General features: G+C 71.5%; 15 protein-coding genes. 10 read left to right on the top strand and 5 right to left on the bottom strand.

Features of this window, described 5'->3' with window-relative positions:
- Positions 1-71: 71 nt before the first annotated feature.
- A complete protein-coding gene (locus tag ACQEU8_RS34075) occupies positions 72-740 on the bottom strand; it encodes a GDSL-type esterase/lipase family protein (RefSeq protein ID WP_433108039.1) in 669 nt (222 codons plus the stop codon).
- A gap of 59 nt (positions 741-799) precedes the next feature.
- Here ACQEU8_RS34075 and ACQEU8_RS34070 point away from each other — a divergent pair, with 59 nt between their 5' ends.
- On the top strand, positions 800-1,846 hold the full coding sequence (locus ACQEU8_RS34070; RefSeq protein ID WP_433108037.1) for a hypothetical protein: 1,047 nt from the start codon (positions 800-802) through the stop codon (positions 1,844-1,846).
- Here the strand turns inward: ACQEU8_RS34070 and ACQEU8_RS34065 are convergent.
- Positions 1,827-2,228, bottom strand: a complete 402-nt coding sequence (locus ACQEU8_RS34065; RefSeq protein WP_433108035.1) for a winged helix-turn-helix transcriptional regulator — start codon at positions 2,226-2,228, stop codon at positions 1,827-1,829. The two genes, ACQEU8_RS34070 and ACQEU8_RS34065, sit on opposite strands and share 20 nt — an antisense overlap.
- Before the next feature lie 116 nt (positions 2,229-2,344).
- On the opposite strand from ACQEU8_RS34065, the gene ACQEU8_RS34060 reads away from it, so the two are divergent.
- Entirely contained in the window at positions 2,345-3,283 is a 939-nt protein-coding gene (locus ACQEU8_RS34060) for an NADP-dependent oxidoreductase (RefSeq protein WP_433108033.1), read from the top strand.
- Positions 3,284-3,334: 51 nt separating this feature from the next.
- On the opposite strand, the gene ACQEU8_RS34055 is transcribed toward ACQEU8_RS34060, so the two are convergent.
- A complete protein-coding gene (locus ACQEU8_RS34055) occupies positions 3,335-4,135 on the bottom strand; it encodes a TetR/AcrR family transcriptional regulator (protein WP_433108031.1) in 801 nt (266 codons plus the stop codon).
- 96 nt (positions 4,136-4,231) lie between these two features.
- Here ACQEU8_RS34055 and ACQEU8_RS34050 point away from each other — a divergent pair, with 96 nt between their 5' ends.
- Positions 4,232-5,290, top strand: a complete 1,059-nt coding sequence (locus ACQEU8_RS34050; protein ID WP_433108029.1) for an ATP-binding cassette domain-containing protein — start codon at positions 4,232-4,234, stop codon at positions 5,288-5,290.
- Positions 5,287-6,114, top strand: a complete 828-nt coding sequence (locus ACQEU8_RS34045) for an ABC transporter permease (protein WP_433108027.1) — start codon at positions 5,287-5,289, stop codon at positions 6,112-6,114. Before ACQEU8_RS34050 ends, ACQEU8_RS34045 begins: the two co-directional genes overlap by 4 nt.
- A 153-nt stretch (positions 6,115-6,267) precedes the next feature.
- Here the strand turns inward: ACQEU8_RS34045 and serC are convergent, their stop codons facing one another.
- Entirely contained in the window at positions 6,268-7,386 is a 1,119-nt protein-coding gene (serC, locus tag ACQEU8_RS34040) for a phosphoserine transaminase (RefSeq protein ID WP_433108025.1), read from the bottom strand.
- Positions 7,387-7,500: 114 nt separating this feature from the next.
- Here serC and ACQEU8_RS34035 point away from each other — a divergent pair, with 114 nt between their 5' ends.
- From ACQEU8_RS34035 to ACQEU8_RS34025, 3 genes are all read left to right on the top strand, one after another.
- Positions 7,501-7,872 (top strand): MmcQ/YjbR family DNA-binding protein, encoded by a 372-nt coding sequence (locus ACQEU8_RS34035; RefSeq protein WP_433108023.1) that lies wholly within the window; start codon positions 7,501-7,503, stop codon positions 7,870-7,872.
- 225 nt (positions 7,873-8,097) lie between these two features.
- Positions 8,098-10,965, top strand: a complete 2,868-nt coding sequence (locus ACQEU8_RS34030; RefSeq protein ID WP_433108021.1) for an FAD-binding and (Fe-S)-binding domain-containing protein — start codon at positions 8,098-8,100, stop codon at positions 10,963-10,965.
- On the top strand, positions 10,962-11,462 hold the full coding sequence (locus ACQEU8_RS34025) for an SRPBCC family protein (RefSeq protein WP_433108019.1): 501 nt from the start codon (positions 10,962-10,964) through the stop codon (positions 11,460-11,462). Before ACQEU8_RS34030 ends, ACQEU8_RS34025 begins: the two co-directional genes overlap by 4 nt.
- A 115-nt stretch (positions 11,463-11,577) precedes the next feature.
- Here ACQEU8_RS34025 and ACQEU8_RS34020 read toward each other — a convergent pair whose 3' ends face one another.
- The gene (locus tag ACQEU8_RS34020) at positions 11,578-12,078 is read right to left on the bottom strand and encodes a hypothetical protein (protein WP_433108017.1); all 501 of its coding nucleotides are present in this window, start codon (positions 12,076-12,078) and stop codon (positions 11,578-11,580) included.
- 147 nt (positions 12,079-12,225) lie between these two features.
- Between ACQEU8_RS34020 and ACQEU8_RS34015 the strand changes: the two genes are divergently transcribed.
- Genes ACQEU8_RS34015 through ACQEU8_RS34005 form a run of 3 tightly spaced genes read left to right on the top strand, consistent with a single transcriptional unit; the run spans position 12,226 to position 16,501 of the window.
- Entirely contained in the window at positions 12,226-13,053 is an 828-nt protein-coding gene (locus ACQEU8_RS34015; RefSeq protein ID WP_433108015.1) for a TIGR03084 family metal-binding protein, read from the top strand.
- Entirely contained in the window at positions 13,050-14,900 is a 1,851-nt protein-coding gene (locus ACQEU8_RS34010) for an acyclic terpene utilization AtuA family protein (protein ID WP_433108013.1), read from the top strand. The genes ACQEU8_RS34015 and ACQEU8_RS34010 overlap by 4 nt, the downstream gene beginning before the upstream one ends.
- A complete protein-coding gene (locus ACQEU8_RS34005; RefSeq protein ID WP_433108011.1) occupies positions 14,897-16,501 on the top strand; it encodes an acyl-CoA carboxylase subunit beta in 1,605 nt (534 codons plus the stop codon). Before ACQEU8_RS34010 ends, ACQEU8_RS34005 begins: the two co-directional genes overlap by 4 nt.
- The last annotated feature ends 28 nt before the right edge of the window (positions 16,502-16,529 follow it).

Below are 16,529 nucleotides of genomic sequence, written 5' to 3'. Positions count from 1 at the left end.
CGTCGGGGTGCGGTGCCGTGCCGTCGGCGGTGCGACCGTACCGGCGGCGACGTAGGTGGCGGTTAAACCGCCTATGCCCTGACGTACGGGCCGCCCACGTCCCACGCCTGGTGCATGGCTTCGGCGAACGCGGCGGCAATCCGGTGCTCGCCCTCGGCCGAGGGGTGGGTGCCGTCGTAGGTGTCCCGCTCCGGTGACCAGTCGTGCGGCACCGAGGCGAGCAGCAGCGGCGAACGGGGCTCGGACAGCTCCGCGACCGCCTTGGCCAGCAGGGTGTTGAACCGTACGCACGCGGTGGCGAACCCGGGATCGTTGGCCGCGCGGATGTTGGGGATGACGGGCAACAGCACAGCGCGCACCGTGGGGTTGGCGGCTCGTGCCTCCGCCAGGAAGAGCTCCACGTTCGCCAGCGTCTGCTCGGGGTCGGTGTAGAAGCCGAGATCTATCAGCCCGAGCGAGACCAGCAGCGTGTCCGCCCGGTATGCCGCGACCGTCTCCTTGATGAGCGGCGTCATGTGCAGCCACCCCGCACCCCAGCCCGCGAGGTGGGCCCGCGCGTGGACGGGGAAGTGCGGGTCGGCGTAGTCCTGGCTGCCCTCGTGGAGTGCGGTGCGGGGGCCGACGATCGCGCACGTCCCGTACGGGGTGGTCCGGGCGAGGTGCTGCCACATCCGGTGGCGCCAGGTGTGATCTCCCCCGGCTCCGATCGTCATGGAGTCGCCGACGAAGAGAACGCGCATTCGCACATCCTCTCCGGATCGTGCGCTGAGCTGCACCGTGATGCTGGACACTGGGCATCATGTCTGTGCGTTTGCGTGTGCGTGGGATCGGGGCTGTGGCGGTGCTGGGGTTGCTGCTGGGAGCGGTGGCGACAGCACCGGGGGCTGCGGCTGCGGCTGCGGCCTCGGACGAACCCGAGGGGTTCACCATCCGCGACTCCCGGATCACCGAGTCCAGCGGCCTGGCCGCCAGCCGCGCCCACCGGGGCATCTACTGGACGCACAACGACTCCGACGACGGCCCGTATGTGTATGCCGTCGACAGCCGCACCGGCAAGACGGTCTCCCGCGTCACGCTGAGCGGCATCAAGCCCAGGGACGTGGAGGCGATCTCCGTCGGTCCGGACGGCAATGTGTACGTCGGCGACATCGGTGACAATCTGGACGGCTCCTGGTCGGAAGTGTGGATCTACCGTTTCCGCGAGCCCGAGCGGCTGCGCGGCGATGTGACCGTGACTCCCACCCGCTACACCGTCCGCTACGCCGACGGCCCGCGGAACGCCGAGTCGCTGATGGTGCACCCCAGGACCGGCCGCGTCTACATCGCCAGCAAGAACGACAAGGGCAAGGGCGGCGTCTACGCGGCCCCCGCGAAGTTGAACCCCGGCGGCGTCAACACCTTCTCGCGGGTCGCGAAGATCGACTTCGAGGCGACCGACGGCGCGTTCTCGCCGGACGGCTCCCGGCTCGTACTGCGTGGCTACTTCAGCGCGTTCGGATACAAGTGGCGGGACGGCAAGCCCGAGAAGATCGGCTCCGTCCCGGTGCCGCTGGCCCGGCAGGGCGAGTCGGTGACGTTCGCCCCCGACGGCCGCACCCTGATGTACGGCTCGGAGGGCGAGGGCAGTGGCGTGGATCCCGCGCGGCTGAACGGTGAGGCGGCGCCGCCCGCAGCGCAGGACGAGGGCTCGGGCTCGTCGGACTCCAAGTCCCCCCGGGGCGGCGACGGCAACGGCTCGTCCGGCGGTGACGACAACCGCACCCTCACCCTCGGCGCCGGCACCTTCGTCGCAGCGCTGATCGCCTGGTTCGGCCTCCGCCGCCTCTTCACGCGTCGCCGGGACTGATCTCGTCGTCGTAGCGCCGGCGGGCCGCCAGCACCTCGTCCATGTTCTCCTCGGCCCAGTTCTTGATGGCCTGCATCACGGGGATCAGGCCCTCGCCCAGCGGCGTCAGGGCGTAGTCGACGCGGACCGGGACCGAGGGGGTGACGGTGCGTGTGACGAGCCCGTCGCGTTCGAGGGCCCTGAGCGTCTGCGTCAGCATCTTCTGGCTGACGCTGGCGAGTTGCCGGGACAGATCGCTGTAGCGCTGCGGGCCTTCGGCGAGCGCGTTGACGACCAGGCTCACCCACTTGTTGCTGATCCGGTCGAGCAGTTGCCGCGCGGGGCACTCGGCCAGGTACGCGTCGTAGGCGGCACGCGCTCGGGGCGGGGACGTTACTGCCATGCGTGGCTCTCCTTCGCGTTCGATACGCACTCCGAAGTGCGTACTTCCCAGCAGAGAGTAGCTCTCCCTAGGGTCGTCGGCAGTAGGAACCCTTGACGATCGGACGAGGAGCGACGATGCGTGCTGTTGTGGTGAGGTCCTTCGGCGGACCGGAAGCCCTGGAGATCACCGAGGTGCCGATACCGGAACCCGGTCCGGGCCAGGTGCTGATCCGGGTGGAGGCGGCCGCCGTGAACCCGGTGGATGCGGCCACCCGCTCGGGACTTCTGGTCGACCTGGGGCTGCTGGCGCCGCGCGAGGTCACCGGCATCGGATGGGATGTGGCGGGACGTGTCGACGGGGTGGGTGACGGCGTCAGCGCTTTCGCTCCCGGCGACAGGGTGATCGGCCTGCGGGACCGGCTCGATGTCCCCCTGGGCGGCTATGCCGAGTACGTCGTACTCGACGCCGACGCCGTCGCGGCAGCGCCCGAGGGGGCTTCAGCGGCCGAGGCCGCCACGCTGCCGCTGAACGCCCTGACCGCCCTGCAAGCGCTGGACCTGCTCGCTCTGCCGCCGGGCGGCACCTTGCTGGTCACCGGCGCGGCAGGCGCGGTGGGCGGCTATGCCGTGGAGCTGGCCGCGCTGCGCGGGCTGCGTGTGGTCGCGACCGCGGGCGCCGAGGACGAGCCCGCCGTCCGCGCGGCGGGTGCCCGGTGGTTCGTCCCCCGTACCGCCGACGATCTTGCCGCCGCCGTCCGCGCCCATGTCCCCGGCGGGGTCGACGGCGCCCTGGATGCTGCCGTACTGGGCATCCGGGCCCTCGGGGCGGTGCGCAACCGGGGCTCCTTCGCGTCGGTCATCGGCGGCGCCGCACCGGTGCCGCTGCGCGGTATCGAGGTGTCCGACGTATGGGTCGCCGCCGACGGTGCGGCGCTCGCGTGGCTGTCCTCGCTCGCCGAACGCGGCACCTTGTCGCTGCGCGTCGCCGACACCCTGCCCTTGGAGCGGGCCGCCCACGCACATGAGTTGCTCGCCAAGGGCGGTCTGCGGGGGCGGCTGGTCCTCACCCCCTGACGAGTTGCCGGTGCCGGGTGCCGGTGCCGGGGGCACCGGCCGGGGGCGAGATCAGGACGCCGGTCCGCGCTCATCCAGGAGGCGTTGGAAGCCGTCCAGGAGGGCGCGTACGGCGAAGCGCAGGGTTTCGGTGGCGGTCGCGGCGAACGCGTCGTCGGACAGTGACGCGATGCGGGTGTACCCCTGTTCCTCCATGGCGCGCACCAGGTACGGCTCTTGGGTACGCCAGAACTCCTCGTCGCTGACCCCGGTCTGCTGTGCTGCCTGCTGGTGCAGCACGTGCGAGCGGGCAGAGCCCAGTACGAGGTTGTCGAGGGCGATGAACACGTTGACTTTCTCCTGGCCGCTGAGCGGCAGTCCGTCGAGTGCGGCCAGGGCGAAGTCGAAGTCGGCCATCGAGTTGGGGCCGAGGACGGGGCGGGCCTGGTTGATCTGGAGGAGCCAGGTGTGCGCGGTGTAGAGCTCCCACGACTGTTCGGCGATCAGCTCCAGCCTCTCCCGCCAACCTTTTGAGTGCCACTCCTCGGACTGGTCCGGTGCGCCCTGCACATGATCGAACATCAGGGCCACCAGTTCGTCCTTGCCGGGCACATAGCGGTACAGCGACATGGTGCCGACGCCCAGTTCGGTGGCGACCCGGCGCATGGACAGGGCGGTCAGCCCCTCGCGGTCGGCGAGTTCGACGGCGGTGGTCACGATCTGCGTCAGCGTCAGCCCGGGCTTGGGGCCGCGCGCGGGGCGGTCCCGCCCGGTGCGGCCCCACAGCAGGTCGAGGCTGCGGACCAGCCGGGCGTGGCCGTCGTCGCCGTGACCGCCCTGGTCGGCGCGGTCCGCGGGGTGCTTGGTCGTCATGGTGTGGCCATCCTAGGAAATCCCCTTGCGCTCCTCTGCGTAGGCTGTACGCTTTTTCATCTGGGTACAGCGTACCCAGTTATTCGGAGGGGATGAATGTCCGCAACACCGGCACCAGAACCGGCACCCGTACCGACAACGAAAGCGGCCGCCGCCGACTCGCCGTACTCCGTCGTCGCCGAGGGGCTGCGCAAGACCTACGGCGACAAACACGCGCTCGACGGCCTCGATCTGGCCGTGCCCCGTGGCACCGTCTTCGGACTGCTGGGCCCGAACGGCGCGGGCAAGACCACCGCCGTGCGCGCCCTGTCCACCCTCGTCCGGCTCGACGGGGGCCGCGCCACCGTCGGTGGGTACGACGTGAGCCGCGATCCGCGCGCGGTGCGCCGGAGGATCGGGCTCACCGGGCAGCACGCCGCGGTGGACCAGATCATCACCGCCCGGCAGAACCTGGAGATGTTCGGCCGCCTCTTCCACCTCGGCGCCGCCCGCGCCCGGCGCAGGGCAGCCGAACTGCTCGACCAGTTCGGGCTCACCGAGGCGGCCGACAAGCAGCCGCAGCACTTCAGCGGAGGCATGCGGCGCCGGCTCGATCTGGCCTCCAGCATGATCCTGGCGCCCGAGGTGCTCTTCCTGGACGAGCCGACCACAGGGCTCGACCCGCGCGGCCGCAGCGAGGTGTGGGACGCGGTGCGCGGGCTGACGGAGCAGGGCACCACCGTCGTACTGACGACCCATTACCTGGACGAGGCCGACAAGCTCTCCGACCGGATCGCCGTCATCGACCAGGGCCGCAACGTCACCGAGGACACCCCGGCCGGGCTCAAACGGGCGATCGGCGGCGACCGGATCGAGGTCGTCGCCGCCGAGGCTCGCGATCTGCCCGCCGTCGTGGCCGCCGTGGCGCGGGTCGCGATCCCGGACGCCGAGCCGGAGACCGACGCCGCCGAACTGCGCGTCCACGCACCCGTCTCCGCGGGCGTGCCCGCCCTCACCGAGGTGGCGCGCCGACTACAGGACGAGGGCGTGGTGGTGGCCGACATCGGACTGCGCCGCCCCACGCTGGACGAGGTCTTCCTGGCCCTGACCGGCAGCCGCGGCGACAGCCGTACGGAGCAGCGAGCGGACAGCGAGCACGAGGAGGTCGCCGTATGAGCGCCGTACAGATCGCGGAGGAACAGGGCGCGGGGCAGCGGCTGTACTGGGCGGTCGCCGACTGCTGGACGATCGTCCGCCGGGACCTGACCCACCTGGTGAAGCAGCCCTCCCTCATCGCCTGGCAGCTCGGCTTCCCGATCGTGTCCGTCCTGCTGTTCGTCTATGTCTTCGGCAGCGCCATGGACGTCGGCAAGGGGGTGGACTACAAGGACTACGCGATGCCCGGGATGTTCGCCATGACCATGGCGTTCGGCTTCATGAACACGGCGATGGCCGTCGTCGTGGACAAGGAGCGCGGCGTCACCGACCGCTTCCGCTCCATGCCGATGGCGCCCTCCGCTGTGGTCACCGGACGAGGCGTGTCCGACGTACTGCACGCGGCGCTCGATCTGGCCGTACTGGCGGGGATCGCGCTCGTCGTCGGCTGGCGCTCGGACGGCAGTCCGCTCGCCACGCTGTGGGCGTTCGCGCTGCTGCTCCTGCTGCGGTTCGCGCTGATCTGGATCGGCGTACTGCTCGGCCTGCTCGCCAAGAACCAGGAGGCGGCGGGCAATCTGTTCGCCGTCGCCTTCCCGTTCGGCATGGTCTCCAGCGTCTTCACCCCGCCCTCGGCGATGCCGGACTGGCTGGGCACCATCGCCATGTGGAACCCCGTCTCGGCCACCGCGAACGCGATCCGCGAGCTGTACGGCAACCCGCTGCCGACCGGGGACAGCTGGATCGAGCAGCACTCCGCGCTGATGGCTGTGGTGTGGCCGCTGGTGCTTACGGCGCTCTTTCTGCCGCTGGCGGTGCGCAAGTTCCAGCGCCTCAGCGCGTAGGTGTGACCCCTGCCGTGGTGCTGGGCAGGGGCTGCCCCTCGCTGTTTCGCCGCAGGCTGCGGGTGCGTTGTGCTCGCTCGCGCAGTTCCCCGCGCCCCTTAAGGGGCGCGGGGAACTGCGCGAGCAACGCACGGCGGCGGGAAAGCCGAACGATCAGAGGCGCTCGATCACATAGTCGATGCAAGACGTGAGCGCCTCGACATCGTCGGGCTCCACGGCGGGGAACATCGCGACCCGCAACTGGTTCCGGCCCAGCTTGCGGTAGGGATCGGTGTCCACGACACCGTTCGCCCGCAGCACCTTGGCCACCGCGGCAGCGTCCACGCCGTCGGCGAAGTCGATGGTGCCCACGACCTGGGAGCGCTGCTCGGGGTCGGTGACGAACGGCGACGCGTAGGCCGCCTTCTCCGCCCAGCCGTAGAGCCGGGAGGAGGAGTCGGCGGTACGGGAGACCGCCCACTCCAGGCCACCCTGCCCGTTGAGCCACTCCAGTTGGTCGTTGAGCAGGAAGAGGGTGGCCAGGGCCGGGGTGTTGTACGTCTGGTTCTTGCGCGAGTTGTCGATCGCCGTGTGCAGGTCGAAGAACGCCGGGATGTGCCGGTCCGAGGCGGCGATGCGCTCGGCACGTTCGATGGCGGCGGGGGAGAAGACCGCGATCCACAGCCCGCCGTCGGCCGCGAAGGACTTCTGCGGCGCGAAGTAGTAGACGTCCGTCTCGGTGATGTCGACCGGCAGCCCGCCGGCGCCCGAGGTGGCGTCGACCACGACGAGGGAGCCGTCGTCGGCGCCCGGCACCCGCCGCAGCGGCATGGCGACACCGGTCGAGGTCTCGTTGTGGGTCAGCGCGTACACATCGACGCCCTGCTCGCCGCGCGCCTCCGGGTGGGTGCCCGGGTCGCTCTTGATGACGCTGGGCTCGCCCAGCCACGGCGCCTGCTCGGCCGCCTTGGCGAACTTGGAGGAGAACTCGCCGAACGACAGATGCTGCGACTTGTTCTCGATCAGGCCGTGGGTCGCCACGTCCCAGAACGCGGTGGAGCCGCCGTTGCCGAGTACGACCTCGTACCCCTCGGGCAGCGAGAAGAGGCTCCGTACGCCTTCGCGCACCTTTCCGACCAGGTTTTTGACGGGCGCCTGCCGGTGGGAGGTGCCCATGAGGGAGGTACCGGTCGCAGCCAGGGCGCTGAGCGCCTCCGGACGCACCTTGCTGGGGCCCGAGCCGAAGCGACCGTCGGCGGGCTTGAGGTCAGCGGGAATCTGGAGATCAGCCACGGGGGCAGCCTAGTGCCGGGGCCTCGTGCGTTCCCGCAGTTGTCCAGCGCATGAGACGAACGGTGGACCCCCGGTGGACGGTGCGGACCGGTCCTCGGCCCATAAGCTGGGCATATGACAGCAGGTCGCAGACCCGGACCCGCCGATGTACGGCGGCTCGCCCTCGCTCTCCCCGAGACCAAGGAGGTGGAGGCCTGGGCCATGCCCACCTTTCGGGTGGCGGGAAAGATGTTCCTCACCATGCCGGACGACCAGTCCTCGTTCGCGGTGCGCTGCCCGCGCCTGGAGCGGGGGGAGCTGATCGCCGCCGAGCCGGAGAAGTTCTGGGTGCCGCCGCACGAGGCGGGCTCGAACTGGGTACGGGCGCGGCTGGCGGCGCTCGAGGACATGACGGAGCTCCGCGACATCGTCGTCGACTCCTGGCAGCAGGCCGCGCCGCCCCGGCTGATGGAGACGTTCACGGCGCCCGACCCGTACGCGGAGTGAGCCGCGCAGTGAAGCCGTACGCGGAGTGAGCCGCGCAGTGCGCCGCACGCCACCGGCAATGGACAAGCTGGACAGCTCCGCAGGCGGCACCGGGCCAGATCGGCGGGCTGACAAAAGACGGGCTTTGCGCAGGTAGGAAGCCTGATAGCAGCGTGATGCGGACCACAGACACGAAAGATCCCGCAGGGGCAGCGGACGGCCCGGGTGAGCGTGCACGCTGTGCGCATGGGAGACGCACGTAGGGCAGACGCGGCGGACGCACGGGAGCTGGAACGGGCACTGCGCGCCGCAGTGCGCGGCGGCGAGGTGGAGTTCGGCGCCCAGGACCGAGCACTGATGACGATGGACGCCTCCAACTACCGGCGGGTCCCGCTGGGTGTGGTGGCGCCGAAGGACGACGACGATGTGGCGGCCGTGCTGGCCGTCTGCCGCGAGCGGGGCGTCCCCGTGGTGGCGCGCGGGGCCGGGACCTCCATCGCGGGGCAGGCCACCGGCCTGGGCGTGGTGCTGGACTTCACCCGGCACCAGCGCACCATCGAGTATCTGGACCCCGAGAGCCGTACCGCCGTCGTACGCCCCGGCGTCATCCTGGACGACCTGCGCAACGCGGCCGGCGCCTTCGGGCTCACCTTCGGGCCCGACCCCTCCACCCATGCCCGCTGCACCATCGGCGGGATGATCGGCAACAACTCCTGCGGCTCCCACTCGGTTGCCTGGGGCACCACAGCCGACAACGTGCACGAGCTGGAAGTCCTCACCTACGGCGGCGAGCGGGCCCGGCTCGCGCGGGGCGGCGCGGGCGTCCCCGAGCGGCTGCGTACCGGCGCCTCCGCCCTCGTCCAGGGCGAACTGGCCCGGCTGCGCACCGGGTTCCCCGAACTGCCCCGCCGTATCTCCGGCTACGCGCTCGACGAACTCCTCCCCGAGAAGGGCGAGGACTGGGCGCGCGTCTTCACCGGCAGCGAGGGCACCCTCGGCGTGCTCACCCGCGCCACCGTCAAGCTGGTGCCCACCCCGGGCGCGCGGGTGCTGGCCGTACTCGGATACGCGGACGAGTCAGCGGCGGCCGAGGCGGCGGCCGGGCTGCTCCAGTACCACCCGCTGACCGTCGAGGGCATGGCCAACGACCTGGTCGGCGACGCCGCGCGGGCCTCCCTCCCCAAGGGCGGAGCCTGGCTGTTCGTGGAGGTCGGCGGCGACGACGCGGCGCAGGCCAGGGCCAACGCCGAGGCGCTGTGCCGCGCTGCCCGCGAGGGCACCACCGACCACGCTCTGGTCACCGAACCGGCCGGGCAGCGCGCCCTGTGGCGGGTCCGCGAGGACGCCTCGGGCACGGCGACCCGGATGCCGGACGGGGCCGAGGCGTGGCCCGGCTGGGAGGACTGCGCCGTACCCCCGCCCCGGCTCGGCGCCTATCTGCGGGACTTCCGCAAGCTGCTGCGCGAGTACGGGCTGCGCGGGCTCCCGTACGGGCACTTCGGGGACGGCTGCATCCACGTACGGATCGACTTCGACCTGCTGGGCGAGGCGGGCATCGCGAAGTTCCGGGACTTCTCCGTGGCGCTCGCCGATGTCGTCGTCGCGCACGGGGGCTCCCTGTCCGGCGAACACGGCGACGGCCTGGCCCGCGCCGAGCTGCTGACGCGGATGTACGGCGAGGAAATGGTCGGCCTCTTCGGCCGGTTCAAGGACCTGTGGGACCCGGCCGAGGGCCTCAACCCCGGCGTACTCGTGCGGCCCGACCCGCTGGACGCCAACCTGCGCTTCGCGCCACTGCCGCGCAAGCCGGTCGACGTCGAGTTCGGCTACCCGCACGACGGCGGTGACTTCTCCGCAGCCGTACGCCGTTGCGTGGGCGTCGCCAAGTGCCGCAACGAGACGGCCGGGGCGAACGTCATGTGCCCGTCCTTCCGCGCCACCGGCGAGGAGAAGCACTCCACGCGCGGGCGCGCCCGGCTGCTGCACGAGATGCTCGCCGGAGAGGTCGTCACCGACGGCTGGCAGTCGGACGAGGTGCACGACGCACTGGACCTGTGCCTGTCGTGCAAGGGCTGCCGCAGCGACTGCCCGGTCGGGGTGGACATGGCCACCTACAAGGCGGAGTTCATGCACCACTACTACGAGGGCGACGCCGACAACCCGGGCAAGCGCCGCCCGATGGCGCACTACTCGATGGGCTGGCTGCCGCGCTGGCTGCGGCTGGCCGCCGCCACCCGTACGGTGCCGCTGCTGAACGCGGGCGCGAAGGTGCCCCCGCTGGCCGCGATCGCCAAGCGGCTGGGCGGACTGGCGCCCGAACGGGATATCCCGGCGCTGCCCCGTACCCCGTTCACCCACTGGTGGCGCAAGCAGCCGGGCCGCGCCGGGGCACCGGGCAAGCCGGTCGTGCTGTGGCCGGACACCTTCACCAACTACCTCTCCCCGGAGGCCGGTTCGGCGGCGGTGCGGGTCTTCCAGGACGCGGGCCTGCGTCCCGTCGTACCGCCGAAGCAGGTGTGCTGCGGTCTCACCTATGTCTCCACGGGCCAGCTCGACCGGGCCCGCGCGGTGATGCGCCGCACCCTCGATGTGATGGAGCCCGCGCTGGACGCGGGGCTGCCCGTCTCCGTCCTCGAACCCCCGTGCGCCGCGGCCCTCCAGACGGATGTGCCGGAACTGCTCAGCGACGACCCGCGGGCCGCGCGGCTCGCCAAGGCCGTCCGCACCTTCGCGCAGACCCTGGAGGAGCAGGCCCCCGACTGGGAGCCGCCCCGCATCGACCGCCCCGTCGCCGGGCAGACCCACTGCCACCAGCACGCCGTCATCGGGGACGCCGCCGAACGCCGGCTGCGCGACCGGGCCGGACTCACCGGCACCCTCAGCGGCGGCTGCTGCGGCCTGGCCGGCAACTTCGGCTTCGAGAAGGGCCATTACGAGGTCTCCGCCGCCTGCGCCGAGGACCAGCTCCTCCCCTCCCTGCGCGCCGCCGAACCCGGCACGGAGATCCTCGCGGACGGCTACTCCTGCCGCACGCAGATGGAACAACTCGGCGGCTACCAGAGCCGCCACCTGGCGGAGGTGCTGGCCGAGGGGCTGGGTAGGAGCGGCCTATGATCCGAGTCACTGTGGAGCAGACCGTACGGTGCACCCCCGAGGCGTTCCTGGCTCTGGTGATGGACCCGGAGCGATACGCCCGGGTCGACGCCAAGCTGGGGCGTATCGACTGGGTGCGGCACCAGGAGAACGTCACCGAGTTCAAGTTCCGTTCGCGGCTGCCAGGCCTTCCGGGCCCGGCGCCGAAGGTCGTCTCGCGGATGCGGCTCACCCCGGGGGAGGCCGTCCACGTCCGCTATGCGCCCGCGCCGCACAACCGCCTTGTGCGGCGCGTGTCCACCTTCGCGGCGAGCTTCGTCTGCACGTCGGAGGACGACGACACCACGCGGGTGGTACGGACCATCGAGATGGGCTTCGCCCCGCCCCTCCGCCACCTGGCCGAGCCGGTCCTCCGCCGCACCCTGCGGCCCGACATGGAACGCGAGATCCGCGGCGCCAAGGCCCTGTTGGAGGGCGCCGACGCGCCCCGTAAGGGGCGCGGGGAACGGCGCGACTAGCCATGGGGGTACCTCCCTGCTCGAAGAGCTCGGGGAACACCCGCACCCGCAAGCGTCGGGCAGGGGCACCCCCTACCGGAACACCGCAGCGAGCCGGACGCGACCTGGGCCGCGGCTACCGGACCTCCCCCTCAAGCACATCCCCGCGCCATGCGGCCAGCCGCTCGTCAAAAGATCCGGCCCCATCCAGCACCTGCCGACTGAACGCGTCCCGCTCATGCGCCAGCACCGCCGCCTCCCACACGCACGGCGCCAGCCCCGACCGGCCGGGCCGCAGCTGGTCGGGGTCACCGGCGGGCCCGGTGAACACGGCGAGGTCGGACATGTAGCCCTCGATCCAGGTGTGCACCAGCACGTAGTCACCGTCCCCGCCGGCATGCATCAGCACAACGGAAAGTCCCAGCGACCCCCGCAGCTGTGCCGAGGCCAGATGGTCCCCCGCGATCCGCAGTGCGGTCCGCGCATCCTGCTCCGTCACCGTCCGCCCCGGCGCCTCGATCGCGTACGCCTTCACCGAGTGGTCGGCGATTTCTGAACTGCCCAACGGCCGTACGACACGGGCATGGTGCCCCTCGGCCAGCGCCTGCAACGCCTTCTGGACCCCAGGTCTGCTCATACGGCCATGATCCCCGCTCCTCGGCCGGGCAGGAAGTAATGCAAGCACGCTTGCTTGTTTTTGCCGAGCCTGTCAGTCTCGGTGCCACGCACGGTGGTTGGGCGAGCACGGCACCGCACACAGGCACACAGGAAGGCGGATCGGATCGTGACCGCATCACAGGATGTGCTCGGCGAGGTGCTCGCGGATCTGCGGGCCGAGAGCGCGGAGCTGGACGGGCTGGTCGCCGGGCTGCCGCCCACCGGATGGGCCGCGCCAACGCCCGCGACCGGGTGGACCGTCGCGCATCAGATCGCCCACCTGGCCTGGACGGACCAGCGGGCGCTGCTCGCCGCGAACGACCCCGAGGAGTTCCGGAGGGAAGCCACGAAGTATCTGGCAGGCCCTGACGCGGCGAGCTTCATCGACGACGGAGCGGAAGAGGGGGCGCGGCTCCCGCAGGGCGAGTTGCTGGCGCACTGGCGGACCGGCCGCGCGGCGCTGGAGGAAGCGCTGGCCGCACTGGCGCGCGGCGTCCGGCTGCCCTGGTACGGGACGTCGATGAGCGCGGCGAGCATGGCCACGGCACGGATCATGGAGACCTGGGCACACGGCACGGATGTCGCCGACACCCTCGGGGTCGTACGGGAGCCGACGGACCGGCTGCGGCATGTCGTACGGATCGGGGTCCGGGCCCGTGACTTCGCGTACGCAGCGCATGGACTGGAGCCGCCCGCCGAGCCCTTCCGGGTTGAGGTGACGGGGCCCGGCGGCCAGGTGTGGGCCCATGGCCCCGAGGACGCGGGCTGCAAGGTGACCGGGAGCGCGCTGGACTTCTGCCTGCTGGTGACCCAACGCCTTCACCGCGACGACGCGCGCGTACGGGCCGAAGGCGCTGAAGCCGAGCGGTGGTTGGGCATCGCGCAGGCGTTCGCGGGGCCGCCGGGCGGCGGACGGGAACGCAGGGGGGCCCCGGCACCGGAGGGCGACGGGTGAGCGCGTCGGCCCAGCCGTTGCGGATCGGCAACGCCTCCGGCTTCTACGGCGACCGCTTCGCCGCGCTCACCGAGATGCTGACCGGCGGCCCACTGGACGTACTGACCGGCGATTATCTCGCCGAGCTCACCATGCTCATCCTCGGCCGCGACCGGCTGAAGGACCCCGCGCGCGGCTACGCCAGGACGTTCCTGCGGCAGCTGGAGGACGGGCTGGGGCTGGCCCGCGAACGGGGAGTCGCCCTCGTCACCAACGCGGGCGGCCTCAATCCGGCCGGGCTCGCCGACGCCGTACGGGAGTTGAGCGAGCGGGTCGGTGTGCCCGTGCGTGTCGCCCATGTCGAGGGTGACGACCTGCTCGGAGGCCGGGACTGGGGCGAGGGGGTGCTGACCGCCAACGCGTATCTGGGCGGCGCCGGAATCGCCGCGTGCCTGCGGGCCGGTGCCGATGTCGTGGTCACCGGGCGGGTGGCCGACGCCGCGCTGGTCAGCGGCTGCGCCGCCGCGCACTTCGGCTGGGCCGACGACGACTGGGACCGGCTCGCCGGCGCCGTCGTCGCCGGGCATGTGCTGGAGTGCGGAACCCAGGCCACCGGCGGCAACTACGCCTTCTTCGTACGGGACGGGATCGATGTGCGGCACCCGGGGTTCCCGCTGGCCGAGATCGCCGCGGACGGTTCGTCGGTGGTGACCAAGCACCCGGGGACGGGCGGCGCGGTGACCGTCGGCACCGTCACGGCGCAGCTCCTCTACGAGACCGCCGGGCCGCGCTATGCGGGCCCGGATGTGACCGCCCGGCTGGATTCCGTACGGCTCAGCCAGGCCGGCCCCGACCGGGTCCGTATCGAGGGGGTCAGGGGAGAGCCGCGCCCCGACACCCTCAAGGTCGGGCTGACCCGGCTCGGTGGCTTCCGCAACGAGGTCACCTTCGTACTGACCGGGCTCGACGTGTCGGCCAAGGCCGCGCTCGTACGGGAGCAGATGGAGGCGGCCCTCGCCGGGCCCCGGCGGCCCCGCGAGGTGAGGTGGAGCCTCGCCCGCACCGGCCGCGTCGACGCCGACGTCCAGGAGGAGGCCGGCGCGCTGCTGCGGCTGGTGGTCCGCGACGCGGATGAAAGTGCTGTGGGGCGCGCTGTGTCCGCCCCCGCCATTGAGCTGGCCCTTGCGTCGTACCCGGGCTTCCATGTGACGGCTCCGCCGTCGCGGGGGGCGCCTTACGGGGTGTTCGAGGCCGCATACGTTCCGGCCGACGGGGTGCCCCATGTAGCCGTGCTGCCGGACGGTGCGCGGGTGGACGTGTCCTTCCCCGACCCCGCCCCTTCCCGAAACTCCTCAGTCTCCCCCAGCCTTCGGCCGGGAGGTGCCCCCAGAGAGGCTCGGCTGACTTTTCCCGCCCACCCGCCCCTGGAAAGGGGCGGGTGGGCGGGGAATGGAGCCCGTCCGGCGATTGAGGACAAGGGGGGTGGGCGCTCCCACAAGAAACGGGAAGGGGCGGGGCAGGGGCCAAAAACGAGGCGTGCCCCCCTCGGCGCCGTAGCAGGAGCCCGCAGTGGCGACAAAGGCGGCAGCGCCAACATCGGCGTATGGGCCAGGGACGCGGACCCCGCGATCCATGCGTGGCTCAGCGAGACACTCACCGTCGACAGACTCCGCGAACTGCTCCCCGAAACAGCGGAGTTGCCCGTCGCCCGCCATGAGCTCCCCAACCTCGCAGCGCTCAACTTCGTGATCGACGGCATCCTCGGCGCGGGCGTGGCCTCCCAGCACCGTTTCGACCCGCAGGCCAAGGCGCTGGGCGAATGGCTGCGCGCGCGCAAGCTCGACATACCGGAGGAGTTCCTGGCATGAGCGCCCTCACCAGCGCCCTCGATGTGCAGGCCCCGGAGTACCGGGACAACCGCGACGTCATGCTCGGCAAGCTGGCGGAGCTGGACGCCGAGCACGCCAAGGCACTGGCGGGCGGCGGCGAGAAGTACATGGCGCGGCACCGGGAGCGCGGCAAGCTGCCGGCCCGCGAACGGATCGAGCTCCTCCTCGATCCGGACACCCCGTTCCTGGAGCTTTCCCCGCTCGTCGCGTGGGGCAGCGACTACACCACCGGCGCCTCGCTGGTGGCCGGGATCGGCGTCATCGAGGGCGTCGAATGCATGGTCACGGCGAACGATCCGACCGTACGCGGCGGCGCCAGCAACCCGTGGACGCTGAAGAAGGCGCTGCGTGCCAACGAGATCGCGTACGCGAACCGGCTGCCCTGCGTCAGCCTGGTGGAGAGCGGCGGCGCCGACCTGCCCAGCCAGAAGGAGGTCTTCATCCCGGGCGGCGCCCTCTTCCGGGACATCACCCGGCTCTCGGAGGCGGGCATTCCGACCGTCGCCGTCGTGTTCGGAAACTCAACAGCCGGCGGCGCGTACATACCCGGCATGTCGGACCACGTGATCATGGTGAAGGAGCAGGCCAAGGTGTTCCTCGGCGGGCCGCCGCTGGTGAAGATGGCCACCGGCGAGGAGGCCGACGACGAGGAGCTGGGCGGCGCCGACATGCACGCCCGCACCTCGGGGCTGGCCGACCACTACGCGCTGGACGAACCCGACGCGCTGCGCCAGGCCCGCCGGGTCATCGCCCACCTCAACTGGCGCAAGGCCCACCCCGACCCGGACCCGGAGACCGTACGGGAGCCGCTGTACGACGCCGAGGAGTTGCTGGGCATCGTCCCCGGCGAGCTGAAGGTGCCGTTCGACCCGCGCGAAGTGATCGCCCGGATCGTCGACGGTTCGCAGTTCGACGAGTTCAAGCCGCTGTACGGGGCCAGCCTGGTGACCGGCTGGGCGCGACTGCACGGCTATCCGGTCGGCATCCTCGCCAACGCACAGGGCGTGCTCTTCAGTGAGGAGTCGCAGAAAGCCACCCAGTTCATCCAGCTCGCCAACCAGCGCGACATCCCCCTCCTCTTCCTGCACAACACCACCGGCTACATGGTCGGCAAGGAGTACGAGCAGGGCGGCATCGTCAAACACGGCTCGATGATGATCAACGCGGTCTCCAACTCGAAGGTGCCGCATCTGTCGGTGCTGCTGGGCGCCAGCTACGGCGCCGGCCACTACGGGATGTGCGGCCGCGCCTACGAGCCGCGGTTCCTGTTCGCCTGGCCCAGCGCCAAGTCCGCCGTCATGGGCCCGCAGCAGCTCGCGGGCGTGCTGTCGATCGTGATGCGCGAGTCGGCCGCCGCCAAGGGCAAGCCGTTCGACGAGGAGGCGGACGCCGGGCTGCGGGCCATGGTCGAGCAGCAGATCGAGAGCGAGTCGCTGCCGATGTTCCTGTCGGGACGGCTCTACGACGACGGCGTCATCGACCCGCGCGACACCCGCACCGTCCTCGGCATCTGCCTGTCCGCCATCCACACCGCGCCGGTGACCGGAGCCCGCGGCGGCTTCGGCATCTTCCGGATGTGACCCGCGCACAGCCGATGGCCCAGCGGGG

Source organism: Streptomyces sp. CA-250714 (assembly GCF_050936705.1).
GTDB lineage: Bacteria > Actinomycetota > Actinomycetes > Streptomycetales > Streptomycetaceae > Streptomyces.
Note: the sequence above shows the minus strand (reverse complement) of the source record. Positions and strands in the feature narration are given on the sequence as shown.

Bases quoted from the DNA above. Each gene is read 5' to 3' on its own strand.
- ACQEU8_RS34075 (WP_433108039.1), bottom strand. From the start codon at position 740: ATGCGCGTTCTCTTCGTCGGCGACTCCATGACGATCGGAGCCGGGGGA.
- ACQEU8_RS34070 (WP_433108037.1), top strand. From the start codon at position 800: ATGTCTGTGCGTTTGCGTGTGCGTGGGATCGGGGCTGTGGCGGTGCTG.
- ACQEU8_RS34065 (WP_433108035.1), bottom strand. From the start codon at position 2,228: ATGGCAGTAACGTCCCCGCCCCGAGCGCGTGCCGCCTACGACGCGTAC.
- ACQEU8_RS34060 (WP_433108033.1), top strand. From the start codon at position 2,345: ATGCGTGCTGTTGTGGTGAGGTCCTTCGGCGGACCGGAAGCCCTGGAG.
- ACQEU8_RS34055 (WP_433108031.1), bottom strand. From the start codon at position 4,135: ATGACGACCAAGCACCCCGCGGACCGCGCCGACCAGGGCGGTCACGGC.
- ACQEU8_RS34050 (WP_433108029.1), top strand. From the start codon at position 4,232: ATGTCCGCAACACCGGCACCAGAACCGGCACCCGTACCGACAACGAAA.
- ACQEU8_RS34045 (WP_433108027.1), top strand. From the start codon at position 5,287: ATGAGCGCCGTACAGATCGCGGAGGAACAGGGCGCGGGGCAGCGGCTG.
- ACQEU8_RS34035 (WP_433108023.1), top strand. From the start codon at position 7,501: ATGACAGCAGGTCGCAGACCCGGACCCGCCGATGTACGGCGGCTCGCC.
- ACQEU8_RS34030 (WP_433108021.1), top strand. From the start codon at position 8,098: ATGGGAGACGCACGTAGGGCAGACGCGGCGGACGCACGGGAGCTGGAA.
- ACQEU8_RS34025 (WP_433108019.1), top strand. From the start codon at position 10,962: ATGATCCGAGTCACTGTGGAGCAGACCGTACGGTGCACCCCCGAGGCG.
- ACQEU8_RS34020 (WP_433108017.1), bottom strand. From the start codon at position 12,078: ATGAGCAGACCTGGGGTCCAGAAGGCGTTGCAGGCGCTGGCCGAGGGG.
- ACQEU8_RS34005 (WP_433108011.1), top strand. From the start codon at position 14,897: ATGAGCGCCCTCACCAGCGCCCTCGATGTGCAGGCCCCGGAGTACCGG.